This is a genomic window from Paracidovorax konjaci, assembly GCF_900112675.1.
Classification (GTDB): domain Bacteria; phylum Pseudomonadota; class Gammaproteobacteria; order Burkholderiales; family Burkholderiaceae_C; genus Paracidovorax; species Paracidovorax konjaci.
Map to the genome: position 1 here is coordinate 248,967 of NZ_FOMQ01000001.1, position 25,302 is coordinate 274,268.

Genomic DNA, 25,302 nt, shown 5'->3' on the forward strand with positions numbered 1-25,302 from the left:
TTATGCTCCATCCGCCCGCGCCCGGGGCGCCCGCCTGAAACTCCCACGGATCTCCCTATGACCGATCACCACCCCGCCATCGACGCGCACATCGAACACCTTGCTGCCCTCGGCGCAGCGCGCCTGCCCGAGTTGCTGCGCACCATGCCCAAGGCCGAACTGCACATGCACATCGAGGGCTCGCTGGAGCCGGAGCTGATCTTCGCGTTGGCGCAGCGCAACGGCGTACGCATTCCGTATGCCAGCGTGGAAGAGCTGCGCAGGGCCTACGCCTTCACCGACCTGCAGAGCTTCCTCGACATCTACTACGCGGGCGCGAGCGTGCTGCTCAACGAGCAGGACTTCTACGACATGGCCTGGGCCTACCTGGAGCGTGCGGCGGCCGACCACGTGGTGCACACCGAAATGTTCTTCGATCCCCAGACGCACACCGCGCGCGGTGTCGGCATGGACGTGGTGATCGGCGGCCTGCACCGCGCATGCGTGGATGCCCGCGAGCGGCTGGGGGTGAGCGCATCGCTGATCCTGTGCTTCCTGCGGCACTTGAGCGAGGAAGACGCCTTCGCGACGTTGGAGCAGGCGCTGCCGTTGCGCGAGAAGTTCATCGGTGTGGGGCTCGATTCCAGCGAAGTGGGCCATCCCCCCGAGAAGTTCGCGCGCGTGTTCGCGCGCTGCCGCGGGCTGGGCCTGCGGCTGGTCGCCCATGCGGGCGAGGAGGGGCCTCCGGCCTACATCCGCAGTGCACTGGATGTCCTGCACGTGGAGCGCATCGACCATGGCGTGCAGGCCGTGCACGATGCCGGGTTGATGGAACGGCTCGCGCGCGAGCGCATTCCGCTCACCGTGTGCCCGCTCTCCAATCTCAAGCTCTGCGTGTTCCCCGATCTGGCGCGCCACAACCTGCGCCAGTTGCTGGATGCGGGCCTGGCCGCCACGGTCAACTCCGACGATCCCGCGTACTTCGGCGGGTACGTCAACGACAACTTCCTGCAGCTCTTTGCCGCCGATCCGGGACTGACGGCGCGCCACGCGTACCAGTTGGCCTTCAACAGCTTCGAGGCCAGCTTCGCTCCCGAGGCGCAGCGGCGCGAGTGGATGCAGCGGCTCCGGCAGCACTTCGAACGGGCCGCGCTGTCCGGGGAGTGAGTCGCGGGCGGAGGCGGTGGGTGGGGCCCTCTGCCCCCGCTGTCCTCCGTGCGCGTTATCGCCCGCATGCCCGAAGGTTTTGAACAGTCCGGGGCCGTTCTGCGTCATTTCCCTGGAGCCCCACCGGCTCGCACCGAACCCGCCCGCACCCACGTCGGGGGGAACCGGATTCCGTGGCCCGAGAGCGTGCCACCTCCAGGAGATCTGTCTGCATGCATGAATCATCTTGTTGCGGTTTGCGTCCGCTGTCCGCGCTGTGCCTGGCCGCACTGACGGCTTGCGGAGGCAGCACCGGCAATGCCATCGGCGACGCCGCCTCCGGCCGACCGGCCTCCACCTACCAGGCCGAGATCCGCCGCACCGCGATGGGCATTCCCCACATCAAGGCCGACAGCTGGGGCAGCGCCGGCTTCGGGTACGGCTACGCGCAGGCGCAGGACAACCTGTGCACCATGGCGGACTCCTTCCTGACCTACCGGGGCGAGCGCTCGCGCCATTTCGGCGGCGACGCGCGGGTGGCCTACGACAGCACGCTCGGCCGCCCGCTCAACATCGAGTCCGACTTCTTCCACCGCCACGTGCTCACGGCCGATGTGATCCAGCGCATGGCGGCCGCGCAGCCCGAGAAGCTGCGCCAGATGGTGGAAGGCTTTGCCGCCGGCTACAACCGCTATGTGCAGGAGGCCCGCACGTCCGAAACGGCCCACGCGGCCTGCCGCACCGAACCCTGGGTGCGGCCGATCGACGCGCAGGATCTGTGGCGCCGCATGTTCGCCGCCAACCTCGCCGGCGGGTACAGCAATTTCGCGGCGGCGATCGCCAATGCCACGCTGCCGCAGCAGGCCCCGTCGCAGGCTGCCGCAGCGCATGCGACCGCGCGCACGGCCGCCATCGACCCCCGCCTCACGCGCGCACCCGCACTGCAGGTGGGCGGCACGCTCGGCATCGGCAGCAACATGATGGGTTTCGGGTCGGCCGCCACCGGTGAAGGTACCGCGCTGCTGTTCGGCAATCCGCATTGGTACTGGAAGGGGGCCGACCGCTTCTACCAGGCCCAGATCACGATCCCGGGCGAGCTGGACGTGAGCGGCGTGTCGTTCCTCGGCATTCCGGTGGTGCTGATCGGCTTCAATGCCGACATCGCCTGGAGCCACACGGTGTCCACCGCACGCAGGTTCGGTCTCTACCAGCTTCAGCTCGCCGAGGGCGACCGCACCAGCTATCTGCGCGACGGCCGGCGGGTGGCGATGGAGCCCCACACGATCACCGTGCAGAACCGCGGTCCGTCCGGAGAGCTGGTCGACGTGACGCGCACGCTCTACCAGACGGAAGTCGGGCCCGTGGTGAACCTGGACCGCCTCAATCCGGCGCTGGCCTGGAGCGACACCACGGCATTTGCCATCCGCGACATCAATGCCGGGAACTTTCGCAGTTTCCGCATGTGGATGCGCTGGAGCCAGGCGAAATCGCTCGACGAATTCATCGGCATCCAGCGCCAGGAGGCGGCGACGCCGTGGGTCAACACCGTGGCGGTGGGCCGCGGCCAGCCCGACGCCTGGTATGCCGATATCGGTGCGGTGCCCAATGTCAGCGCCGGGCAGATGGCCGCCTGCGCCACGGCGGCCGCCAAGGCCGTCGCGGCGGCGCTTCCCAACGTGCCCTTCCTGGATGGATCGCGCAGCGACTGCGATTGGCAGAGCGATCCCGATTCGGTACAGGCCGGTGCGTTGGGGCCCCAGCGCATGCCGAGCCAGTTGCGGCCCGATTACGTCGCGAACATGAATGACAGCTACTGGCTGACCAACGTCCACGCGCCGCTCACGGGGTTTCCCGCCATCTTCGGGCCGGCGGGCACCCAGGCGCAGACCCTGCGCACGCGCCTGGGCCACGCCATGGTGCTCGACCGTTTCGCCGGTACCGACGGGTACGCGGGGCGGCTGGCCAACAGCGCAGCGGTGCGGCAGATGGTGCTGGGCAGCCGCGTCTTCTCGGCAGAGCGGTTCAAGGACGACGCCCTCGGCATCGTGTGTGCGGCGCCGCAAATCGCCCTGAACGGCAGCGACGTGGAGGTGGCTTCCGCATGCGCCGCGCTGCGCGCCTGGGACAATACAGGCAGCGCCACCGCGCGCGGCTCGCACGTCTGGGACGAGTTCTGGAGGCGCGTGCAGGCGCTGCCGGCCACGCAGCTGTATGCCGAGGCCTTCGACCCCGCGCGCCCCATCGACACGCCCCGGGGGCTGCGGCCTGCGGCGGCGGGACCTCTGCGGCAAGCCTTCGCCGAGGCGGTCGCGAAGGTGCGTGCCAGCGGGTTCGCGATGGACGCACCCCGGGGAGAGGTGCTCTATGCCACGCGCGGGGGGCAGAAGATCCCGCTCTACGGCGGCTGCGGATGGGGCTACTTCATCATCACCTGCTCCGAGAATTCCATCGATCGGGGCGGCTACAGCATGGACGGCCAGCCGCACGGCAACAGCTATCTTCAGGTGGTGGGTTTTCCGGCAGGGCGCGTGCAGGCCCACACGCTGCTGGCCCACTCGCTCTCGGACGACCCGGCCTCGCCGCACCAGGGCGACTCCACCCGGGCCTACGGCGAGCGGCAATGGCTGCGCGTGCCTTTCACGGAGGACGAAATCACCGCAGACGCGGGCTACCGCACGATCACCGTGCGCCCGTAGCGCAGGGGCCGGTTGGGCTGGCGCACAATCGGGAGACCGGCCGTCCCAGCGCCCGTTTCCCGGGCGTTCCGCGCCACCGAATGGAAGCAACACCGTGTCCACACCCCGCATTCCCCTTCTCGTCCTCAATACCCTGTCGCCGCAGCACCAGGCGCAGATCGCCGCGGTCTACGACCTGCACTACGCGCCCCAGCCCAACGACCGCACCCAGGCCATCGCCGCGCAGGGCGGGCTGTTCCGCGCGGTGCTGACCATCGGCTCGGTCGGGCTGACCGCCCAGGAGATCGAGGCCATGCCGTCGCTCGAGCTCATCTGCGCATTGGGCGCGGGCTACGAGAACATCGCGCTCGATGCCGCCCGGGCGCGGGGCATCGCGGTGGCCAACGGTGCGGGCACCAACGACGACTGCGTGGCAGACCATGCCTTCGGGCTGCTGATCTCCATCGTGCGCGGTTTGCGCCCGCTGGACCGGCTTTGCCGCGAAGGCGTGTGGCGCGATGCCATCGGCCTGCCGCCGAACGTTTCGGGCAAGCGCCTGGGCATCTTCGGCCTGGGCACCATCGGCCAGAAGATCGCACGCCGCGCGGCCGGCTTCGACATGCAGATCGGCTACCACAACCGCAGCCCCCGCGAGGGCGTGCCCCACACGTATTTCGCCAGCCTGCGCGAACTCGCCGAATGGTGCGACATCCTCGTGTGCGCCACGCCCGGCGGTCCCGCCACGCGGCATGCGGTGAACACGGAGGTGCTCGACGCCATCGGCCCGCTGGGCTACCTGGTGAATATTGCACGCGGCAGCGTGGTCGATACCGAGGCGCTGGCGGCCGCGCTGCGCGAGCACCGCATCGCCGGCGCGGGACTGGATGTCTACGAAAGCGAACCGCATCCGCCCGAGGCCCTCATCGGGCTCGACAACCTGGTGCTGACACCCCACGTGGCCGGCTGGTCGCCCGAGGCCGTGCAGTCCAGCGTGGACCGCTTCCTCGCGAACGCTGCGGGGCATTTCGCCGGGACCGGCGTGGTATCCCCGGTCTGAAGCGCCTGCGCTGCGCGGGGCCGGCGGGTAGAATCCGCCGGCTTTCGCAAGCGGTTTTTCCGCCAAAAGGCTGCTGTCCCGGCAGCCTTTTCGTTTTTCAGAGCCCGGGACCATGTAGAGGACCACCATGTACAAAAACCTCGCTGCCGCGCTCGCGGCCGCCTGTCTTTTCCTTTCCCCCGCCGCGTTCTCGCAGCCAGCCGCATCCGGGGCTTCTCAGCAGCCCGGGCCGGTGAAGGCCGGCTTCGTCTATGTGTCGCCGATCACCGAGGCCGGCTGGACGCGGCAGCACGAGGAAGGCCGCCGCGCCGTGGAGGCCGCGCTGGGGCCGCAGGTGCGCACCACCTTCGTGGAGAACGTGGCCGAGGGCGCCGATGCGGAGCGCGTGATCCGCGATCTGGCGGCCACGGGGCACCAGATCATCTTCACACCCAGCTTCGGCTACATGGAGCCCACCCTGAAGGTGGCGCGCGACTTCCCCGATGTGAAGTTCGAGTCCATCACGGGCTACAAGACCGCGGCCAATGTGGCCACGGCCAACGCGCGCTACTACGAAGGCCGGTACCTCGCCGGGGTGGCCGCCGGCCGCATGACGCGGTCGCACGTGGCGGGCTTCGTGGCGGGCTTCCCGATTCCCGAGGTGCTGCAGGGCATCAATGCGTTCACGCTGGGCATGCGCTCGGTGGACCCCAAGGCCACGGTGAAGGTGGTGTGGCTCAACGCCTGGTTCGATCCTCCGAAGGAGCGCGACGCCGCCATGGCGCTCTTCAACGACGGCGTGGACGTCGTGGCCTTTCACACCGGCTCCACCGCCGTGATGGCGGCAGCGCAGGAGCGGGGCCGCTTCGCCATCGGTTACCACTCCGACATGCGGCAGGTCGGCCCGGACGCGCAGATCCTGGCCGTCACCCACCAATGGGGTGCCTACTACACGGAGCGTGTGCGCGCCGTGCGCGAGGGCCGCTGGAAGAGCGGCAACGTCTGGGGAGGCGTGCGCGAGGGCATGGTGCGTGTGGAAGGCTTCGGCAGCAAGGTGCCCCCCGCCGTGCGGAAGGAAGTGCTGGCCCGGCAGGAGGACATCGCGCGCGGCCGCCTGCACCCGTTCCGGGCCGGAGCGTCGCCCGTGCGCGACAACACCGGCCGCGAGGTGATCGCCCCCGGCCGCACGCTGACCGACGAGCAGATCCTGCGCATGGACTGGTTCGCCGAGGGCGTGCAGCGATAGGCGCTGCCCGCGGCCCGCGGCGGAGGCCCTGGGGCGTCAGTTGCGTTCGCCTTCGTTCGGCGCGACATACACCTGCAGCGTGCCCGCGCCGAAGTCCGGCGGACTGATTGCGGCCAGGCTCACCGGGCGGTGGGCCGCCACATCGAATTTCCACGCGAAGGTCTTGTCTCCATTGCGGAATGCGATGGTCTGGCCGCATTTCACGTTGAGCGTCCGCGTCTGCGAGGCATCGACTGTGCGCGCTGCATCCGTTGCGCTCGCGGGCCGGCCCAGGGTGGACTGGCCGCTGGCGTAAGCCGTGCCTTCGACCGCGCCCCCAGAACGGGAGGCGGCGGCCGGGGCGGTACCTGCGTGGTCGGGGTGAGAGGTGTAGCCCGACTCGGTGGGGACGCTGTGGATGATGCCGCTGGCAAAGCCGGCCGCCGGCAGCAGGGCGGCGCAAGCCAGGGCGGCAGACAGGGAGTGGCGGATGCTTTTCATGGATGTCGATCTCCTGAAGTGGATGTGGATGAAACGGAAGCCATGTCTTGCGGCGATGGCCTTGGGACAGCACCGACTCTAGAAAGGTGTCCCCGACAGGCCGCCGCCGCGGAGATGACAAATTCGTCATCTCCGCGGCAGTGCGCCCTGGGCACAATCCGGCGCATGAAACTGCTGTTGATCGAAGACGAGCCCAAGTTGGCGGAATACCTGCGCAAGGGCCTGGGGGAGGAGGGGTTCGTGGTCGATGTGGCGCACGACGGCGTGGACGGGCTGCACCGTGCCACCGAATACACGTACGACGCCATCGTGCTGGACCGCATGCTGCCCGGCATCGACGGTATCGCCGTACTGGCTGCCCTGCGCACCGGCCGGCAGACGCCAGTGCTCATGCTCACGGCCCAGGGCCGGGTGGAAGACCGTGTGCAGGGCCTGCAGGCAGGCGCGGACGACTACCTCGTCAAACCCTTTGCATTCTCCGAGTTGGTGGCACGGCTGCATGGGCTGCTGCGGCGTGCGCGGGGCATCGCAGCGCCTGCAGAAGCCACGGTGCTGCGCATGGCCGATCTGGAACTGGACCTGATCCGCCGCAAGGCGGTGCGCGCCGGGCAGCGGCTGGACCTGACTGCCAAGGAGTTCAACCTGCTGAGCCTGCTGTTGAGGCGCCAGGGCGAGGTCCTTTCGCGCACCGAACTGGCGGAGCAGGTGTGGGATATGAATTTCGACAGCGAAACCAACGTCGTCGAGGTGGCCGTGCGGCGCTTGCGCGGCAAGCTCGATCAGCCTTTCGAGCGGCCCCTGCTGCACACGGTGCGCGGCATGGGCTATGTGCTGGAGCCACGGCCCGCGGAAATGCAGCCATGACGGCTTCGCTCGGGGGGGCGCTGTCGCGCTGGCTGGCCGTGCAGACGGTGCTGGGCCTGGGCGTCGTGTGCGCGGCGGTGTACCTCGTCATCGCGCTGACGCTCGCGCAGCGGCAGGAGGAATCCATCGCCAGCAAGGAGCGGGCGGTGGCCGAGGTGCTGGCAGGGCACCGGCCGGGGCACGATGCGCAGGCAGGCCACATGCTCGACGACATGCTGGCAGGGCACGGCGAACTGGCGTTGCGCGTGACCGATGCCCGGGGCGAGGTCGTCTATGTCCGCAATCCGGCACTCCTGTCGTCGCAAGACCAGGTCCGCCGCTCGATCGAGGTCAACGGCCCGCCGGAGCGCCCGCATGCCTTCTTCGCCACGCTGGTGCTCGACACCCGCGCCGACGACGCGTTGCTGCGCCGGCTGGGCTGGACGCTGCTGATCGCCGCGCTGGCCGGAGCGGCAGCCGTGTCGCTCGGGGCTTTCTGGCGGGTCCGGCGCGGCCTTTCGCCGCTGCGGCAACTGGTCGCACAGACCGCCGGCATCGCGGCCAGGAGCGGCGGCCGGCGCCTGGACGGCTCCGCCCAGCCGACCGAACTGCAGCCGCTGATCGGACAGTTCAATGCGCTGCTGGACCGCGTTGCCGGCGCCCATGACCAGTTGGAGGCGTTCAACGCCGATGCGGCGCACGAGCTGAATACGCCCCTGGCTACCCTCATCAGCAGTTGCGAACTGGCTTTGCGCCGCTCGCGCGGGGAGGAGGAGCTGCGTGAGACGCTGGCGTCCAACCTGGAGGATCTGCGCCGGTTGGCCGGTATCGTGGCCGATATGCTGTTCCTCTCGCGGGCCGATCGCGGCACGGCGCTGCGCTGCGAGAGTGTGGCGAGCCTGGCGGCGCTGGCCGGCGAGGTGCTCGAGTTCCACGAGGCGGCCCTCCAGGAGTCCGGCCTGCGGATCGCCATCGACGGCGACGCGAGCATGGCGGTGGATGCCCGGCTGCTGCGTCGTGCGTTGTCGAACCTCGTGGGCAATGCCACTCGCTACGCAGTGCCGGGCTCCGTACTGCAGGTGCGCATAGTGCCGGAGCCCGCTCCTGCAGTTGCCGTCCGGTTGTCGGTGCGCAACGAGGGCGAGGGCATCGCGGCAGAGCACCTGCCGCGCATCTTCGACCGCTTCTACCGTGCCGACAGCGCACGGCCGCAGGCCGGCCGCCACCATGGCCTGGGCTTGTCCATCGTGGCGGCGATTGCACGCATGCACGGCGGCGATGTGTATGCCGTGTCGGACGGTGCGGGCGTGGAAATCGGCCTGCGACTGCCCGCCGAGCGGCCCGGGCACGGGCATGGGACCGTGTCATCATGGGCCCATGCCCGCGATGCCGTTGCCACCCCCTGAATCCCCTGCCCACCTCTACCGCGCAGCGCTGCTGCGATTCGATGCCGGCGGCCTGCCCATCTATGACGAACACGGCTTGCTGGCCGTCGGCCCGGACGCTGCCGGCGTGCCGCGCGTGGTCGCCGCAGGCGCCTGGTCCTCGCTGGCGCCGCGTTTCACCGGCTTGCCGGTCACGCATTTGCCGGACCGCATCATCGCCCCCGGTTTTGTCGACATGCACGTGCATTTCCCCCAGACCGATGTCATCGGGTCGCCCGCCGAAGGGCTGCTGCCCTGGCTGGAGAACTACACCTTCCCGCACGAATCGCGTTTTGCCGACCCAGTCTATGCACGTGGCGTGGCCACCGTTTTCATCGACGAACTGCTGCGCAACGGTGTCACCACGGCACTCACCTTCGCCACCTCCCATCCCGCATCGGTGGATGCGCTGATGGCGGAGGCCGACGCGCGCGGATTGCGGCTCATCGCCGGCAAGGTGCTGCAGGACCGGCATTCGCCCGATGGCGTGCGCGACAGCACGGAGCAGTCCCTGTTCGACACCGAGGCGCTGATCCACCGCTGGCACGGCCGCGGCCGCCTGGGGTACGCGATCACCCCGCGTTTCGCGCCGAGCTGCACCGAGGCGCAACTGCGCGGCGCGGGTGAATTGGCGGCCCATTACCCGGACGTATGGATCCAGTCCCACGTGGCCGAGAACCGCGACGAGATCCGCTGGGCACGCGAACTCTTTCCCGAGGCCCGCAGCTATCTTTCGATCTACGGCGGCTTCGGACTGCTGCGCGAACGGGCGGTGTATGCGCATTGCATCCACTTCGACGACGATGACCGGGCGCTCATGCGCGACACCGGCACCGTGGCGGCCGTCAGCCCCACCAGCAACCTGTTTCTGGGCAGCGGTTTCTTCGACTACGCGGGGGCCGACCGGGTGGGGTTCCGCTACGGTCTGGCCAGCGATGTGGGCGGCGGCACCAGCTTCAGCCCGTTCCACACCATGCTCGCGGCCTACTATGTCGGGCGCGAGGGGCAGACCAAGCCGGGCCTCTCGCTGTCGCCCGGCCACCTGTGGTGGCAGCACACGGCCGGCGCTGCGCAGGCGCTCGGGCTCGAAGGGGTGATCGGCAATCTGCAGCCGGGCTGCGAGGCGGATTTCGTGGTGCTGAACCCCCGGGCCACCCCGATGCTGGCACGCAAGGCGGAGCAGGCGTCCAGCTTGGACGAGCTGCTGTTCGCGATGATCGTGCTGGGCGATGACCGGGTGGTCGAGCGCGCCGTGATCGCAGCGAAGCCATAGGCCTGCAGGGCATGTGGAGCGCCAGTATTCAGCTATGAAAAGAGTAGTATCGCGTCCGCGCGCCGCCTTCGACCTGGCGCGCCCGAGGAGAGGAAGCACATGAGCATCAAGAGCGATAAATGGATCCGCCGCATGGCCGAGCAGCACGGGATGATCGAGCCGTTCGAGCCCGGCCAGATCCGCGAGAGCGATGGCCGCAAGATCATCAGCTACGGCACCAGCAGCTATGGCTACGACATCCGCTGCGCGCCCGAATTCAAGGTGTTCACCAACATCCACAGCACGGTGGTGGACCCCAAGCATTTCGATGAGAAAAGTTTCGTCGACTTCCACGGCGACAGCTGCATCATTCCGCCCAACAGCTTCGCGCTGGCACGCACGGTGGAATATTTCCGGATCCCGCGCAACGTGCTCACCATCTGTCTGGGCAAGAGCACCTATGCACGCTGCGGCATCATCGTGAACGTCACGCCGTTCGAGCCCGAATGGGAGGGCTATGTGACGCTCGAATTCAGCAACACCACGCCCCTGCCGGCGCGGATCTACGCGGGCGAGGGATGTGCCCAGGTGCTGTTCTTCGAGAGCGACGAAGTCTGCGACGTGAGTTACAAGGACCGCGGCGGTAAATACCAGGGCCAGGTCGGCGTAACGCTGCCCAAGGCCTGAGCGGAGGGCAGGAGCGCGCTGCGACTGGAGCGTGTCCTACAAGCGGGCGGCGTTTTTCTCCGATGCGGGCACGGTAGCGCAGGCCTAGCATCCCTGCCATGGACTGCCGTTGCATGCTGTGATGTTTGTCACACAGCCCCGGCAGACTGATCGCAGTACCGCTTCGAGGACGCCGCCATGCTTGCCCCATCCCTGTCACATTCCGCTATCGCCACCGGCGCTCCGGTGGGTCTGACTTCCGAGCGGCCGGGCGCCTCGGCCCGCTACTCCCAATGCCTTTCCGGCTCCCGTGGACCACGCTACTGGCCCGCGCAGACCCTGGATGCCTTTCTCCTTCAGATGGCGGCCCGAGGGCACTGCATCAGCGCCGCCATGATGCTGGGCGATCGCCGCTACGCCCTGGAGCAGATCGAGCATGCCCGAGGCCTGCAGGGCGAGACGCTGCGGGCCTTGGTCCAGGAGCTTTCCGAATATTTTCAGGATACCGAGCCTGCAGTCGCCGGACTGCATTGGTGCCACCGTTGAACCGCGGCGCCAGGGTCCGGCGATGCCTGTTCGGGGCGTCGGCCCTGGCAGCGTCTTGTCCAGGAGCGTCATACATGTCCAACCCCACCATCGACTTTTCGTCATCCCGGATGCATGAGGATGCGCCCGCGCGCCCCGTTGCCCGGCCGGGCTTTCTTGCCCTGGGCGCGGTCGTGATCGCGTTCCAGGTGGCTGTCATGGCCTGGGTGCTGGAGGACCACGTCCAGCACGCGGCGCAGCAGCAGGCCTCCTGGGTGGCGAGGGGCATGCAGCCGCCGGGCGGCGCGCAGACCACCTCCGGAGTGCCGACGGTCCAGGCGGATTCCGGCATGCCGGGCCAGTCGCTGGTAGTGCTCCGCTGAGCGGGACGTTCCGGGATTACCATCCGGCCTTCAGGATGAACCGCTGCTGAGGTACGCACGATGAGATGGGACGGCAATCGCGAATCGGACAACGTCGAGGACCGGCGCGATGAAGGCAGTGGGGGGGGCATGCCCATCTTCGGCGGGCGCAGCATCGGCATCGGCACCATCGTCATTGCGCTCATCGGTGGGTGGGTGTTCGGCATCAATCCGATCACGCTGCTGGGCCTGCTGAGCGGCGGTGGCGCACCTGCCCATGTCCAGACGCAACAGGCGCCTGCGCACCGCCCTCCTGCGGACGACACCATGGCCCGTTTCGTCTCTACCGTGCTGGCCGATACCGAAGATGTCTGGGCCGAGGTGTTCCGCCAGGGCGGAGGCACCTATCAGAACCCACGCCTCGTGCTGTTCCGCGGCTCCACGCCCACGGCCTGTGGCACGGGGCAGGCGGCGATGGGCCCCTTCTACTGCCCGGCCGACCGCAAGGTCTACATCGACCTGGGCTTCTACGAAACCCTGAAGACCCGGCTCGGGGCCCCGGGCGACTTTGCGCAGGCCTACGTCATCGCGCATGAAGTGGGCCACCATGTGCAGAACCTCATGGGCATCAGCGGCCGCGTGGACCAGATGCGGGGCCGGGTGAGCCAGGTCGAAACCAACCACCTCTCGGTCCGTCTTGAATTGCAGGCCGATTGCTTCGCCGGCGTGTGGGCGCACCATGCCCAGAACGCGCGGCAGATTCTGGAGCAGGGCGACGTGGAAGAAGCCATGAACGCGGCGGCGAAGATCGGCGACGACGCCTTGCAGCGTGCTTCCGGTGGCGCCGTGGTGCCCGACAGCTTCACCCACGGCACCAGCGCGCAACGCCAGCGGTGGTTCCATACCGGGTTGCAGACGGGCAGCGTGAAGGCTTGCGACACCTTCTCCAGCCGCAATCTTTGATTTTCCGGTTGGAATTGCTATGTTTTTAATAGCATAAAAAGACCTGGCGGCGGCGGCATGGGGCTGAAAATAGCCCCACGGGAGGGCTGGTGCGACAATAACGGCCTCAAATGACAAGTTCTTTCTCCAATTTATCGCTGGCCGAGCCGCTGGCGCGCGCAGTGGCCGAAATGGGCTACACGTCGATGACCCCCATCCAGGCCGAGGCCATTCCGGTGGTCCTCACCGGCAAGGATGTGATGGGTGCCGCGCAGACCGGCACCGGCAAGACGGCTGCTTTCTCGTTGCCCTTGCTGCAGCGCCTGCTCAAGCACGAGAACAGTTCCACCTCCCCGGCGCGACATCCCGTGCGTGCCCTGGTGCTGCTGCCCACGCGCGAACTGGCCGACCAGGTCGCGCAGCAGATCGCCCTCTATGCCAAATACACCAAGCTCCGCAGCACGGTGGTGTTCGGCGGCATGGACATGAAGCCCCAGACCCTGGAGCTCAAGAAGGGCGTTGAAGTGCTGGTGGCCACGCCGGGCCGGTTGCTGGACCACATCGAGGCCAAGAATGCGGTGTTGAACCAGGTCGAGTACGTCGTGCTCGACGAGGCCGACCGCATGCTCGACATCGGTTTCTTGCCCGACCTGCAACGCATCCTGAGCTACCTGCCCAAGACCCGCACCACGTTGCTGTTCTCGGCCACCTTCTCTCCGGAGATCAAGCGGCTGGCGGGCAGCTACCTGCAGGACCCGATCACCATCGAGGTGGCGCGCCCCAACGAGACGGCTTCCACGGTCGAGCAGCGCTTCTACAGCGTGGGTGACGACGACAAGCGCCGGGCAGTCCACCAGATCCTTCGCACGCGCGGGGTGAAGCAGGCTTTCATCTTCGTCAACAGCAAGCTGGGGTGTGCGCGCCTGTCCCGCACCCTGGAGCGCGAAGGGCTCAAAGCCACTGCGCTGCATGGTGACAAGAGCCAGGACGAGCGCCTCAAGGCCCTGGATGCCTTCAAGCGGGGCGAGGTCGATTTGCTCGTGTGCACCGATGTCGCGGCCCGCGGGCTGGACATCAAGGACGTGCCGGCGGTCTTCAACTTCGATGTGCCTTTCAATGCCGAAGATTACGTACACCGTATCGGCCGGACGGGGCGCGCCGGCGCTTCCGGGCTCGCGGTCACGCTGGTCTCCAGCAGCGATGCCCGGCTGGTGGCGGACATCGAGAAGCTGACCAAGAAGAAGATCGAACTGGAAGCGCTCGAAAGCGACGACGATCGTCCGCGGGGCCGTTTCAACGATGGGCGCCGTGCCTGGCGCGATGAAGAATCGGGCGGAGGCGAGCCACGCGCACCGCGCCGTGACGGACGAGGCGACGCACGCGAAGGCCGGGAAACCCGTGAAGGGCGTTCCGGCGGTGGTTACCGGGCTCCGGCCTCGGTGTCGCGCGATCCGTTTTTCGACAAGCCGTATGAAGCCGGTGCCGTGGATGCGGCACCGAGCTGGGAGGCGTCCGCCAGGTCGCAGCCTGCCCGCAGTGGCATTTCGGCCAACATCAAGCCGAAGCGCAAGGTGGCCGCGCTGTTCAAGGCCACCGCGCCGGACGCGGAAACCTCCTCCCACTGACGGGGTGGTGCCGGGCCCTGGGTCCCCCGGGGTGCCGGCCTGATCAGCCCGGCGCCTGGGCCTGATCGCACTGCACGCTGAGATGCTCGCGCTCGGCCAGTGTGGCGCCGAAGCGCACGGCACTGAGGCAGCCACCCCAAACGCACCCCGTATCGAGCGCCAGCAGATCGGGCCGGTTCATCCATCCCAGCGTGGACCAGTGGCCGAACGCGATCAGCGTTCCTTGTGTGCGGCGGCCCGGTGCATCGAACCACGGTACGAGGTTTTCCGGCGCTGTCTCGGCGCTTTCGCTGCTTTCGAAATCCATGCGTCCGTCGGGCGTGCAGAACCGAAGCCGGGTCAACGCGTTCACGATGGCCCGCCAGCGGTCCATTCCCGAAAGATCGCCGCTCCAGCGGTCGGGCTGGTTTCCGTACATCGCCTGCATGAACTCCGCCAACCCCGGCCCTTGCAGCTGTGCGTGCACCTCGGCAGCATGGAGAAGCACGTCTTCCGCAGTCCAGGAAGGCATAACGCCTGCATGCACCATCAGAAGCCGTTCTCCGCCGTGGCGGTGCTCCCGGGCGAGCGGCTGCTGCCTCAGCCATTCCAGCATCGCGTCCCGGTCGGCTGCTTCCAGCACGCTCTGGATCGTGTCGCGCCGGGAGGGCTTGCGGGCACCTAGCGATGCCGCCAGAAGATGCAGGTCATGGTTGCCGAGCAGGCTCCGGACACTGTCGCCGGCCCGAGCGCATCGCCGAAGTACCTGTGCGGATTCCGGCCCGCGATTCACGAGGTCGCCGAGGAGATAAACCGTATCCCGGCTTGGAGAAAACCCTATGGTGTCGAGCAGGCGCTGCAGTGCGCTGTCGCACCCCTGAATATCTCCAATGCAGTAGAGGGCCATGGTCGTGTTGGGTTAATTGTGCAAGGCGCCATTGTGAAGGGGAAAGCCGGAGGCTTGCCGGATCTGCTATTGGAGGCAGGCGGGCTTCGAGAAGGGTGGGTTTTCAAAGTTCCGCATCCGCCATCCGGCAAGGCTTTTTCCAAATGGATGAATCCGGAGTGGCGCACTTAATCGAAAATAGTTTCTATAATGCGACCTCGTTTTCCACTTCCACTTCGACTGACATGACCACCAGCTACAAAGATCTGCTGAAACAGCGCGACCAACTCGAGCAGCAAATCAGCGAGGCCCGCCGCCGCGAACTGTCGGACGCGATCTCCCAGGTTCGCTCCCTTGTCACGGAGTATGGCCTGAAGGCTGATGATGTATTCCCCTCCGGCCGTGCCCGCAGTGCCAGCGCCGGTACCAAAGTGGCGCCCAAATATCGCAATCCGGCCACTGGCCAGACCTGGACGGGCCGCGGCAAGGCGCCCAAATGGATCCAGAACGAAAATCGCGATCAATTCGCCATCTGATATTCAGGCCTGTACCGGTTGTCGGCCAAGTGCTGCTGCCGACGGGCCCTGCCGTCCCCTGTGGACAGTGGTCGAATCATTGAAACCCGCCCATGGCGGGTTTCTGCTTTTCCGGGGTGCGTTTTTCAAGGCCCTCTCGGGCAGTGCCGGTTGGCGCTGATTGCAGGGCGAGAAGGGAGGCTTTCGAATCGTCCGGTTTTCCAGCACCCGGGTTATGGGCAAGCCGTTTAATGGCCGAGCTGCCGTGGCGTGGAATGCGCCGATTCTTGGATGCGTGGGATAAGGGCACTGTGCCTGTGGCGGCATTTATCGCTTGCGTGCAAATGGCGCGTGCCTCGCGATTAACACAGTTCTGCCCCCTGTTATTGCAGGACGGAACGCCGGGCTGCCGATATCCAAACGATCTGCCATGCCGCCATGGCGGGCCACGATGAACGGGCAGGGTTTCGCAGCCCGTGACCGAAAACCATTGAATTGCCGCGGTACCGAACTTCCCGCTGCCGCCGGCATCGCATGAAAAGCCTGCCGGGTGTCTTCCATTCATCGCCCCACGATTGCATCGAATTCCCGGACTGCCAGAATGGCAAGGTCGCCCCCAATTAAAAGGAGTAGTGCTACATGGCCTCGAAGTCCTCCGTGGTTTCCACCCACGCTTTCGCATCGACCCTCCAGACATTCACCACCGGATCGGGCAAAAGCGGCCAGTTCTATTCGCTGCCTGCATTGGCGCGGCAGTTTCCCGAGGTCGGGCGCCTGCCTGTGTCGATCCGCATCGTGCTGGAGTCGGTGCTCCGCAATTGCGATGGTCTGAAAGTGACGCCCGAGCATGTGGAGCAATTGGCGCGGTGGCAGCCGGTGGCCGACCGCAAGGACGAGATCCCCTTCGTCGTCTCGCGCGTGGTGCTGCAGGATTTCACGGGCGTGCCCTTGCTGGCCGATCTGGCCGCGATGCGCAGCGTGGCCCAGCGGCTGGGCAAGAAACCCAAGAAGATCGAACCGCTGGTGCCGGTCGATCTGGTGGTGGACCACTCGATCATGGTCGACCACTACGGCAGCAAGAAGGCGCTCGACCTGAACATGAAGCTCGAATTCCAGCGCAACCGCGAGCGCTATGAATTCATGAAATGGGGCATGCAGGCCTTCGACACGTTCGGCGTGGTGCCTCCGGGCTTCGGCATCGTGCACCAGGTGAACCTGGAGTACCTCGCGCGCGGGGTGCACAAGCGCGCCGATGGCGTCTACTACCCCGACACGCTGGTCGGCACCGACAGCCACACCACCATGATCAACGGCATCGGTGTGGTCGCCTGGGGCGTGGGCGGTATCGAGGCCGAGGCGGCGATGCTGGGGCAGCCGGTGTATTTCCTCACGCCGGATGTGGTGGGCTTCGAGCTGACAGGCCAGTTGCGCGAAGGGGTGACCGCCACCGACCTGGTGCTGACCGTGACCGAGATATTGCGCCGCCACAAGGTGGTGGGCAAGTTCGTGGAGTTCTTCGGCGAGGGCACGCGCACGCTGTCCCTGCCGGACCGTGCCACGATCGGCAACATGGCGCCCGAGTACGGCGCGACGATGGGGTTCTTTCCCGTGGACGAGAAAACCATCGACTACTTCCAGGGCACGGGGCGCACCCGGACCGAGATCGAGGCGTTCGAGGCGTATTTCCGGGCCCAGGGGCTGTTCGGCGTGCCGCAGGCCGGGGACATCGATTATTCGCAGGTGGTGCGGCTCGACCTCGGCGATGTGACGCCGAGCCTCGCCGGTCCCAAGCGGCCGCAGGACCGCATCGAACTCGGCAAGGTCAAGGAGCAGTTCACCGCGCTGTTCGCCAAGCCCGCGGGCGAGAACGGATTCAACCGCCCGGCCGAACTGCTGCACACGCGGCACCACATCCACCGCGGCGATGAGGGCGTCTGTGAAGACGTTCCCGACGAGAAGGCGACGCCTGCGGGCGGCCCGCGCTTCCTCGTGGAGATGGAGCACAACAAGCCCCGGCTCGCGGTCAAGCACGCCGACCCGTCGATCCGGCTGCCGGCGAAGGGCTCCGATCCGACCATCGGCAATGGCGACGTGCTGATCGCCGCGATCACCAGTTGCACCAACACGTCCAACCCCAGCGTGCTGCTGGCCGCCGGCCTGCTGGCCAAGAAGGCGGTGGAGGCGGGCCTGAAGGTGCAGCCCCACATCAAGACATCGCTGGCGCCGGGTTCGCGCATCGTGACGCAGTACCTGACCGAAACGGGCCTGCTGCCGTACCTGGAGAAGCTGGGCTTTGCCGTCGCGGGCTACGGCTGCACGACCTGCATCGGCAATGCGGGCGATCTGGCGCCCGAGATCAACGACGCCATCACCGGTAACGACCTGGTGTGCGCGGCGGTGCTGTCGGGCAACCGCAACTTCGAGGCGCGCATCCATCCCAACATCAAGGCCAACTTCCTTGCGAGCCCGCCCCTGGTGGTGGCCTACGCGATCGCCGGCACGGTGCTGCGCGACCTGATGAGCGAGCCGGTGGGCAAGGGCCGCGGAGGCCGGCAGGTGTACCTGGGCGACATCTGGCCCAGCAGCGAAGAAGTGCACCAGCTCATGAAGCACGCGATGAACGGCAAGGCGTTCCGCGAGAACTACGGCAAGGTCAAGACGGATCCGGGCGCGCTGTGGGGAAAGATCCAGGGCGTGACTGGCGACACCTATAACTGGCCTGCCAGCACCTACATCGCCGAGCCACCGTTCTTTGCGAAATTTGCTATTGATTCTGTAGCAGAGAATTCAATGGAATCGGCGGCATCAGGGCAAAAAGGGTCGCAATCCGTGTTGGGGGCACGCATCATGGCCCTCTTCGGCGATTCCATCACCACCGACCACATCTCGCCGGCGGGTTCGATCAAGGAAACCTCGCCCGCGGGCCAATGGCTGCTGCAGCACGGTGTGATGAAGCAGGACTTCAACAGCTATGGCGCCCGCCGCGGCAACCACGACGTGATGATGCGCGGTACCTTCGCGAACGTGCGGATCAAGAACCTGATGATTCCACCCAAGGAGGACGGTTCGCGCGAGGAGGGCGGCCTGACGGTCTTCCAGAACGAGGGGTCTCACCACGGCACCAAGATGTACATCTTCGATGCGGCCATGCAGTACCTGGCGCACGGCACCCCCACGGTGATCTTCGCCGGGGAAGAGTACGGCACGGGTTCCAGCCGCGACTGGGCGGCCAAGGGCACGCAGTTGCTGGGCATCAAGGCCGTGGTGGCGCGCAGCTTCGAGCGCATCCACCGCTCCAACCTGGTGGGCATGGGGGTGCTGCCGCTGCAGTTCCGCGGCGACGACTCCTGGGAATCGCTGGGCCTGAAGGGGGATGAAACCATCGATGTGGTGCCCGATCCGGCGCTCGCGCCGCAAAGCGACGCGCAACTCGTGATCCGCCGCGCCGACGGCACCCGCCAGGAAGTGACCGTGACCCTGCGCATCGACACCCCCATCGAGGTCGACTACTACCGCGCCGGCGGCATTCTTCCCTATGTGTTGCGCCAACTGCTGACTTCCTGAAAGGTGGTTCGAGCGGACGGACGGGCCACCGCCCGTGCGGCAGGGTCGATACACTTGTGACGATATGTTTACCGCGTAGCCCGTCACGAGCCTGCCCGCCCATACGACCACGCCATGCGCCCGTCCCGCCTGCCAACCTTCGGCTCCTTCTGCCGAGCCCTCCTGTCTGAAACCCCGGCCGTCACCGCCATGCTGGTGGTCGCGGGGATGGCGCTGCTGCTCGTTTCCATCGTGCAGTTGCTGGGGCCCGGGCTCAAGGGCCTCCATGGGCTGGAGCCGTTCCTGGACATGGTGGCGGTGCTGATCGGGCTGCTGGCCGTTTCGGTGTCGCTGCACATGCTGGACGAAAGCGCGCAAGGTCGGGCCAATGTGCTGGTGCTGGGCCTGGCCACGGCGGCGGTGTGCAATTTCCTGCACGGCGTGCTGCAGCACGAGGTGATGGGCGTGGTGGAGAGAGACCGCATCCATGTCTCGGGGTATTTCGCGATGTGGGCCCGCGGAATCGAGGCCGCCACGCTGCTGCTCTTCGCGCTGCGTGCATCGTGGCGCGGCCCCGGGCGGGCGTGGGCCGTGGCGGCGGGCGGCGTGTCCCTGGCCATCGTCTGGACGGCCACCGCAGGCTGGCCCGAGCGCCTGTCGGCCGCATTCGGCAGCGCATTGCCCCAGGTGAGCGGCGCGGCGTCCGGTGCCGTGCTGGCGCTGTCGGCAGCCCTGCTCTACGGATTGCCGCCCCGCAAGGGCGAGGCGCCGCTCGGCCATGGCCGCCGGCACACCATGGCAGCCGCGGCCGCGTCCATGGCGGCGGGCCGGTTCGTCCTGCTCGTGCCGCCGGACCCGTCGGCATGGATCGATACGCTGTCGCATGCCTTCCACGTGCTGGGCTATGCGCTGCTGTTCCAGGCGGTGTTCGTGGCCGGCATCCGCCTGCCGTTCGCGCGTGTGCGCGAAGCGGAATCGCGGCTGCGGGAGAGCGAGCTGCGGCTCCAGCTGCTGGGGCGCAACCTGCCCGACAGCGTGCTCTACCAGGTGGTGCGCGAGCGCGACGGCCGGCGCCGCTTCGTGCACATGGGCGAAGCGCTGGAGCGGCTGGTCGGGCTGCGCGCCGCCGAGGTGATGGAGGACGCAGGCCGCCTGTTCGCGCAGATGGAACCGGAGGACCGCGACGCCAGTGCCGCAGCCGACGAGGCCTCCTACCGCACCATGGGCGTGAGCGAGTCGGTGGTGCGCATGCGGCGCACGGACGGGCAGCAGCGCTGGATGCGCCTGAGTTCGTCGCCGCGGCCCCTGGGCGACGGCAGCGGGCGCGTGATCTGGGACGGCGTGCTCACCGACGTCACCGAGGCGCGCGAAGCGCAGGACCTGAGCCGGGCGCACGAGATCCAGCTCGCCAGCCTGCTGGGCCGCATGCCGGGCGGGGTCTCGCGGCTCGACCATGACCTGCGCATTCTCTACGTCAATCCTTCGCAGGCGCAGTGGCTGTACCGCACGGCGCAGGAACTCGAAGGCCAGTTGCTCACCGACGTGCTGCCCGCCGAGCTGATCCATTCCCTGCGCCCGCAGGTGCTGCGCGCGCTACAGGGCCACACGGTGGTGTTCGAGTACCGCACGCCGGGCAGCCGGTCCGGCCCGCTCTTCTTCCACACCACCATCGTGCCCGAGACGGGCCCCGACGGCCGGGTGGCCGCCGTGGTGGTGTTCGCGTTCGACCTCACCGAGCAAAAGCGCCTGGCCCTCGAATTGGCGCAGCAGCGTTCGCGGCTGGCGAGCCTCGTGAACGCCATCCCGGACGTGGTGTTCCTCAAGGACGCGAACGGCCGCTACCTGTCGTGCAACCCGGTGTTCGAGCGCTTCGTAGGCCGCCGCGAGCGCGAGATCATCGGCCTCAGCGATGAAGAACTGCTGCCGCCGATCGAGGCCGCGCGCGTGCGCCAGCTCGATGAGCGCGCCATGGCCGCCTGGCAGCCGCTCGTGTACGAAGAAACGCTCACCTTCGCGGAAGACGGCTACGCGGGTTATTTCGAAACCATCAAGACGCCCATCCGCGATCTGCACGGCCACGTGACCGGGCTGCTCAGCGTGTGCCGCGACATCACGGACCGCAAGAAGGCCGAACAGCAGATCGAGCTGCTGGCGTTCTTCGATGCGCTCACGGGCCTGCCCAACCGGCGCCTGCTGCTGGACCGCCTGCAGCGTGCGAGCGCGGCCTGCCAGCGCAACCACCAGCTGGGCGCGCTGCTCTTCATCGATCTGGACAACTTCAAGGACCTGAACGACACGCTGGGCCACGACATGGGCGACCGGCTGCTCGTGCTCGTGGCCCAGCGCCTGCAGGAGTGCGTGCGCAGCTCCGACACCGTGGCGCGCTTCGGCGGCGACGAGTTCGTGGTCATGCTGGAGAGCCTGGACGGCGACGTGGCGCAGGCCGCGCTGCAGGCCGAACAGGTGGCCGAGAAACTGCTCGCGCAGCTCAACCAGCCGTTCCCGATGGGCGCGCAGGAGCACTACAGCACGCCCAGCATCGGCATCACGCTGTTCGGCGACCAGCGGCGCAGCGTGGACGAACTGCTCAAGCGCGCCGACCTCGCCATGTACCAGGCCAAGGCGGCCGGGCGCAACACGCAGCGTTTCTTCGATCCGGACATGCAGGCCCAGGTGACGGCGCGCTCGCAGCTCGAAGCCGACCTGCGCCAGGGCATCGCCCGGCAGGAGCTCACGGTGCATTTCCAGCCCATCGTGGACGGCAGCACGCGCCTGTGCGGCGCCGAGGCGCTGGTGCGGTGGCGGCATCCCGAAAAGGGCACCATCAGCCCGGCGGATTTCATCCCGCTGGCCGAAGAGACGGGCCTCATCCTGCCGCTGGGACGCCAGGTGCTGCAGATCGCCTGCGAGCAGCTCGTGCGCTGGGCGGCGCACCCCGCCAGCTCCGCGCTCACCGTGGCGGTGAACGTGAGCGCGCGGCAATTCCGCCAGCCCGACTTCGTCACCGAGGTGCTGGAGACGCTGGTGCGCACGGGGGCGAATCCGCAGCGGCTCAAGCTCGAACTCACCGAAAGCCTGCTGCTGGGCGATGTGGAGGACACCATCGCCCGCATGGCACAGCTCAAGCGGGCCGGCGTGGGCTTCGCGCTCGATGATTTCGGCACGGGTTATTCCTCGCTCAGCTACCTCAAGCGCCTGCCGCTCGACCAAGTGAAGATCGACCAGGGGTTCGTGCGCGACGTGCTCACCGACCCCAACGACGCCGCCATCGTGCGCACGATCCTGGCGCTGGCCAAGAGCCTGGATCTGCAGGTGGTGGCCGAGGGGGTCGAAACCGCCGGGCAGCTCAGCTTCCTGAAGCTGCACGGCTGCGAAGGCTTCCAGGGCTACCTGTTCGGGCGCCCCGTGCCGGTGGCCGCGTTCGAGCGCGAACACCAATTGCCTGGCGCCGCGGTGCCTCCGCCGTCTCCGCCCGCGGGGCAGGACGTGGTGGCTTCCGGCGCATGAGCACGCGCATCGCCTGGATCGATGCCGCACCGGCGCCGGAACGTGCCGCGGCGGCCGCCGCCCTGGCTGCGCAGGGCGCGCAGTGGGGCCACGCGTGGGAGGTGGTGCCTCTGCCCTGGCAGGCGACCGTAGCGCCCACTGGCGCCCGGGCGCGCGCGGCCGACGGCCTGTCCGGGCCGGGCGCCGGCTTCGAGGCCGTGGTGCTGGCGCCGGACCGGCATGCCACCACCTTGCCTGCCTGGGCCGTGCAGCCCGGCCGGCGCATGCCCGTGCTGGTGTGCCTGGGGCAGGAGCCCGCGCAGGAGGCACTGGCAGCGCGGGCCCTGCGCGCGGGGCCCGGCGACTATGTGCTGAGTGCCGGCCAGGGCGATGGCACGGTGCGTGAACTCGCCCTCCGGCTCGTGGCCCTGCTGGAGTCCCGGCCGGGCAGCGGCATGGACTGGGCGCGCGACGCCTCGGCGCGGCAGGAGGGCCCGGCCGCCTGGTCCAACGCCGTCGCCGCGCCTGCAGAGCTGCTGCAGACGGCGCTGGACCACATGGCGCTGGGGCTGCTCGTGCTCGGGCCGGACGACCGCGTGCGGCTCTACAACGCCCGCCTGCTGGACATGCTGGAGCTGCCGCGCAGCCTGCTGGACGGCGCGCCCACGCTGTCCGAACTCACGCTGCTGCAGGCCCGGCGCGGCGACTTCGGCGAGGATTTCGCCCGCGTGGACGACCGCGGGCGCCCCCACGTGGAGAGCGGCGCCAGCCTGGCGGCGCCCGGCGTCTACTGGCGCAGGACGCACGACGGCCGCACGCTGGAGGTCTACACCACCACGCTGCCGGGCGGCGGCCTACTGCGCACCTTCTCCGACGTGACGCCGCACACGCGCCTGCAGGCCGAGCTGCGCCTGAGCGAGGCCCGCTTCCGGAGCCTGAGCGACCTGTCCTCCGACTGGTACTGGGAGCAGGACGCCGACTACCGCTTCGTGCATTTCACGGGCGGGTCGAACCGGCTGCGGATGGCCGCCTCCGAGATCGTGGGGCGCACGCGCTGGGAGCTGGGCGCCCTCAACTTCGGCGAGCCCGACTGGGCCGCGCACCGCCGCCTGCTGGAAGCGCGCGAGCCCTTCCGCGACCTGGAGCTGCAGCGCGCGGGCCCGGACGGCAATCCCTACTGGGTGGCCGTGAGCGGCGTGCCGGTGTTCGGCGCGGATGGCGCGTTCCTGGGATACCGCGGGGTGGGGCGCGACATCTCGGAGCGCAAGCGCGTCGAGGCCGAGATCGAGCGGCTGGCGTTCTTCGACGTGCTGACCGGCCTGCCCAACCGGCGGTTGCTCACTGACCGCCTGCAGCGCGCGCTCGGCACGGCGGCGCGCGAAGAGGCCCACGGCGCGGTGCTGTTCCTCGATCTGGACAATTTCAAGGACCTGAACGACACGCTGGGCCACGACATGGGCGACCGCCTGCTCGAACAGGCGGCGCAGCGGCTGCTGACCTGCGCACGCCCGCAGGACACGGTCTGCCGCTTCGGCGGGGACGAGTTCGTGGTGCTGGCCGAAGGCCTGCCGGGCGATGTGCACGCGGCGCGCGCGGAGGCCGCCGTGCTGGCGCACCGCATCGTCGCCGCACTGGGCAAGCCCTATGCGGTGGGCCGCATGGGCTACCACTACAGCACGCCCAGCATCGGGCTCACGCTGTTCGGCGCGCGCCAGGGCACGGAGGCGGGCGTGGACGACCTGCTCAAGCAGGCCGACCTCGCGATGTACCAGGCCAAGGCGGCCGGGCGCAACACGGTCCGCTTCTTCAACCCGGCCATGCAGGCGGCCGTCAACGACCGCGCGGCGCTGGAATCCGAACTGCGGCATGCGCTGCGCTCCGACGAACTCGTGCTGCACTACCAGCCGATCGTGGACAGCGGCGGCCGCATGCTGGGCGCCGAGGCGCTCGTGCGCTGGCGGCACCCGCAGCGCGGCATGGTGCTGCCGGGTGAATTCATCCCGGTGGCGGAGCAGGGCGGCCTGATCGTGCCGCTGGGGCAGTGGGTGCTGGAGCGCGGCTGCGAGCAACTGGTGGCCTGGAGTCGCAGCCCGGCCACGGCGCAGCTGGCCCTGGCGGTGAACGTGAGCGTGCGGCAGTTCCGCCAGCCCGATTTCGTGGACCACGTCCTGCAGGCCGTGCGCCGCAGCGGCGCGCAGCCGCGCCTGCTCAAGATCGAACTCACAGAGAGCCTGCTCATGGCGGATGTGGAGGAAGTCATCGCGCGCATGGAGCAGTTGCGCGCGCACGGCGTGGGTTTTGCGATCGACGACTTCGGCACCGGTTACTCGTCGCTCGCCTACCTCAAGCGGCTGCCGCTCGACCAGCTCAAGATCGACCAGAGCTTCGTGCGCGACGTGCTGACCGACCCCAACGATGCCGCCATCGTGCGCACCATCCTCGCGCTGGCGCAGAGCCTGGACTTGCGTGTGGTGGCGGAAGGCGTGGAGACCACGGGCCAGTTGCAGTTCCTGCAGCGCCACGGCTGCCATGCCTTCCAGGGGCACCTTTTCGGGCGCCCGGCCCCGGCTGCGGTGCTGGAGCGCGCGCTGCGCCCTGCGCTCTGAGCCGGCGGCCCGCACCGGGAAAAGGCCTGCCGGCAGGCTTTGCCCCCGGCGGGGAAAGATGGCCGTCCGCGGTGCCGCACCTTGAC

Annotated in this window: 18 protein-coding genes; 16 read left to right on the forward strand and 2 right to left on the reverse strand. The window is 68.1% G+C overall.

The features are described from left to right. Nucleotides 1-57 precede the first annotated feature (57 nt). The 4 genes from BM144_RS01035 (at nt 58) to BM144_RS01050 (ending at nt 6,082) form a co-directional block, all read left to right on the forward strand. The gene (locus BM144_RS01035; RefSeq protein WP_092948934.1) at nt 58-1,146 is read left to right on the forward strand and encodes an adenosine deaminase; all 1,089 of its coding nucleotides are present in this window, start codon (nt 58-60) and stop codon (nt 1,144-1,146) included. A 212-nt stretch (nt 1,147-1,358) separates the two neighbouring features. Beyond that, entirely contained in the window at nt 1,359-3,821 is a 2,463-nt protein-coding gene (locus BM144_RS01040; RefSeq protein WP_092948936.1) for a penicillin acylase family protein, read from the forward strand. A 94-nt stretch (nt 3,822-3,915) separates the two neighbouring features. Beyond that, the gene (locus BM144_RS01045; protein ID WP_092948938.1) at nt 3,916-4,857 is read left to right on the forward strand and encodes a 2-hydroxyacid dehydrogenase; all 942 of its coding nucleotides are present in this window, start codon (nt 3,916-3,918) and stop codon (nt 4,855-4,857) included. Nucleotides 4,858-4,984: 127 nt separating this feature from the next. Continuing rightward, nucleotides 4,985-6,082: a BMP family ABC transporter substrate-binding protein gene (locus BM144_RS01050; RefSeq protein ID WP_092948940.1), complete on the forward strand. Its 1,098-nt coding sequence runs from the start codon at nt 4,985-4,987 to the stop codon at nt 6,080-6,082. A gap of 36 nt (nt 6,083-6,118) precedes the next feature. On the opposite strand, the gene BM144_RS01055 is transcribed toward BM144_RS01050, so the two are convergent. Continuing rightward, on the reverse strand, nt 6,119-6,562 hold the full coding sequence (locus BM144_RS01055; protein ID WP_092948942.1) for a CzcE family metal-binding protein: 444 nt from the start codon (nt 6,560-6,562) through the stop codon (nt 6,119-6,121). Between the two features lie 165 nt (nt 6,563-6,727). On the opposite strand from BM144_RS01055, the gene BM144_RS01060 reads away from it, so the two are divergent. The 8 genes from BM144_RS01060 to BM144_RS01095 all read left to right on the forward strand — a co-directional run bounded on the left by BM144_RS01060 (nt 6,728) and on the right by BM144_RS01095 (nt 14,201). Beyond that, nucleotides 6,728-7,426, forward strand: coding sequence for a heavy metal response regulator transcription factor (locus BM144_RS01060; protein ID WP_139225607.1), 699 nt, complete (start codon nt 6,728-6,730; stop codon nt 7,424-7,426). Beyond that, nucleotides 7,423-8,811 (forward strand): heavy metal sensor histidine kinase, encoded by a 1,389-nt coding sequence (locus tag BM144_RS01065; protein ID WP_092948944.1) that lies wholly within the window; start codon nt 7,423-7,425, stop codon nt 8,809-8,811. The genes BM144_RS01060 and BM144_RS01065 overlap by 4 nt, the downstream gene beginning before the upstream one ends. Beyond that, the gene (gene guaD, locus BM144_RS01070) at nt 8,792-10,102 is read left to right on the forward strand and encodes a guanine deaminase (RefSeq protein ID WP_434802634.1); all 1,311 of its coding nucleotides are present in this window, start codon (nt 8,792-8,794) and stop codon (nt 10,100-10,102) included. Before BM144_RS01065 ends, guaD begins: the two co-directional genes overlap by 20 nt. A 99-nt stretch (nt 10,103-10,201) precedes the next feature. Then, nucleotides 10,202-10,768: a dCTP deaminase gene (dcd, locus tag BM144_RS01075; protein WP_092948948.1), complete on the forward strand. Its 567-nt coding sequence runs from the start codon at nt 10,202-10,204 to the stop codon at nt 10,766-10,768. A gap of 177 nt (nt 10,769-10,945) precedes the next feature. Beyond that, nucleotides 10,946-11,293, forward strand: coding sequence for a hypothetical protein (locus tag BM144_RS01080; RefSeq protein WP_245783476.1), 348 nt, complete (start codon nt 10,946-10,948; stop codon nt 11,291-11,293). 74 nt (nt 11,294-11,367) lie between these two features. After that, nucleotides 11,368-11,655, forward strand: a complete 288-nt coding sequence (locus tag BM144_RS01085) for a hypothetical protein (RefSeq protein ID WP_139225608.1) — start codon at nt 11,368-11,370, stop codon at nt 11,653-11,655. Nucleotides 11,656-11,715: 60 nt separating this feature from the next. After that, entirely contained in the window at nt 11,716-12,597 is an 882-nt protein-coding gene (gene ypfJ / locus BM144_RS01090) for a KPN_02809 family neutral zinc metallopeptidase (protein ID WP_092948952.1), read from the forward strand. A gap of 110 nt (nt 12,598-12,707) precedes the next feature. Beyond that, complete coding sequence (locus BM144_RS01095) at nt 12,708-14,201, forward strand: DEAD/DEAH box helicase (RefSeq protein WP_092948954.1); 1,494 nt, start codon at nt 12,708-12,710, stop codon at nt 14,199-14,201. Between the two features lie 43 nt (nt 14,202-14,244). On the opposite strand, the gene BM144_RS01100 is transcribed toward BM144_RS01095, so the two are convergent. Next, on the reverse strand, nt 14,245-15,087 hold the full coding sequence (locus BM144_RS01100) for a symmetrical bis(5'-nucleosyl)-tetraphosphatase (RefSeq protein ID WP_092948956.1): 843 nt from the start codon (nt 15,085-15,087) through the stop codon (nt 14,245-14,247). Nucleotides 15,088-15,311: 224 nt separating this feature from the next. Here BM144_RS01100 and BM144_RS01105 point away from each other — a divergent pair, with 224 nt between their 5' ends. The 4 genes from BM144_RS01105 to BM144_RS01120 all read left to right on the forward strand — a co-directional run bounded on the left by BM144_RS01105 (nt 15,312) and on the right by BM144_RS01120 (nt 25,216). Continuing rightward, complete coding sequence (locus tag BM144_RS01105) at nt 15,312-15,602, forward strand: H-NS histone family protein (protein WP_092948958.1); 291 nt, start codon at nt 15,312-15,314, stop codon at nt 15,600-15,602. A gap of 618 nt (nt 15,603-16,220) precedes the next feature. Next, complete coding sequence (locus tag BM144_RS01110) at nt 16,221-19,145, forward strand: aconitate hydratase (protein ID WP_092948960.1); 2,925 nt, start codon at nt 16,221-16,223, stop codon at nt 19,143-19,145. 114 nt (nt 19,146-19,259) lie between these two features. Beyond that, on the forward strand, nt 19,260-22,631 hold the full coding sequence (locus tag BM144_RS01115; protein ID WP_092948962.1) for an EAL domain-containing protein: 3,372 nt from the start codon (nt 19,260-19,262) through the stop codon (nt 22,629-22,631). Then, nucleotides 22,628-25,216, forward strand: coding sequence for a putative bifunctional diguanylate cyclase/phosphodiesterase (locus BM144_RS01120; protein WP_092948964.1), 2,589 nt, complete (start codon nt 22,628-22,630; stop codon nt 25,214-25,216). The genes BM144_RS01115 and BM144_RS01120 overlap by 4 nt, the downstream gene beginning before the upstream one ends. Nucleotides 25,217-25,302 lie beyond the last annotated feature (86 nt).

Coding starts and splice junctions, on each gene's coding strand:
- BM144_RS01035 (WP_092948934.1), top strand. CDS start 58: ATGACCGATCACCACCCCGCCATCGACGCGCACATCGAACACCTTGCT.
- BM144_RS01040 (WP_092948936.1), top strand. CDS start 1,359: ATGCATGAATCATCTTGTTGCGGTTTGCGTCCGCTGTCCGCGCTGTGC.
- BM144_RS01050 (WP_092948940.1), top strand. CDS start 4,985: ATGTACAAAAACCTCGCTGCCGCGCTCGCGGCCGCCTGTCTTTTCCTT.
- BM144_RS01055 (WP_092948942.1), bottom strand. CDS start 6,562: ATGAAAAGCATCCGCCACTCCCTGTCTGCCGCCCTGGCTTGCGCCGCC.
- BM144_RS01060 (WP_139225607.1), top strand. CDS start 6,728: ATGAAACTGCTGTTGATCGAAGACGAGCCCAAGTTGGCGGAATACCTG.
- BM144_RS01065 (WP_092948944.1), top strand. CDS start 7,423: ATGACGGCTTCGCTCGGGGGGGCGCTGTCGCGCTGGCTGGCCGTGCAG.
- guaD (WP_434802634.1), top strand. CDS start 8,792: ATGCCGTTGCCACCCCCTGAATCCCCTGCCCACCTCTACCGCGCAGCG.
- dcd (WP_092948948.1), top strand. CDS start 10,202: ATGAGCATCAAGAGCGATAAATGGATCCGCCGCATGGCCGAGCAGCAC.
- BM144_RS01080 (WP_245783476.1), top strand. CDS start 10,946: ATGCTTGCCCCATCCCTGTCACATTCCGCTATCGCCACCGGCGCTCCG.
- BM144_RS01085 (WP_139225608.1), top strand. CDS start 11,368: ATGTCCAACCCCACCATCGACTTTTCGTCATCCCGGATGCATGAGGAT.
- ypfJ (WP_092948952.1), top strand. CDS start 11,716: ATGAGATGGGACGGCAATCGCGAATCGGACAACGTCGAGGACCGGCGC.
- BM144_RS01095 (WP_092948954.1), top strand. CDS start 12,708: ATGACAAGTTCTTTCTCCAATTTATCGCTGGCCGAGCCGCTGGCGCGC.
- BM144_RS01100 (WP_092948956.1), bottom strand. CDS start 15,087: ATGGCCCTCTACTGCATTGGAGATATTCAGGGGTGCGACAGCGCACTG.
- BM144_RS01105 (WP_092948958.1), top strand. CDS start 15,312: ATGACCACCAGCTACAAAGATCTGCTGAAACAGCGCGACCAACTCGAG.
- BM144_RS01110 (WP_092948960.1), top strand. CDS start 16,221: ATGGCCTCGAAGTCCTCCGTGGTTTCCACCCACGCTTTCGCATCGACC.
- BM144_RS01115 (WP_092948962.1), top strand. CDS start 19,260: ATGCGCCCGTCCCGCCTGCCAACCTTCGGCTCCTTCTGCCGAGCCCTC.
- BM144_RS01120 (WP_092948964.1), top strand. CDS start 22,628: ATGAGCACGCGCATCGCCTGGATCGATGCCGCACCGGCGCCGGAACGT.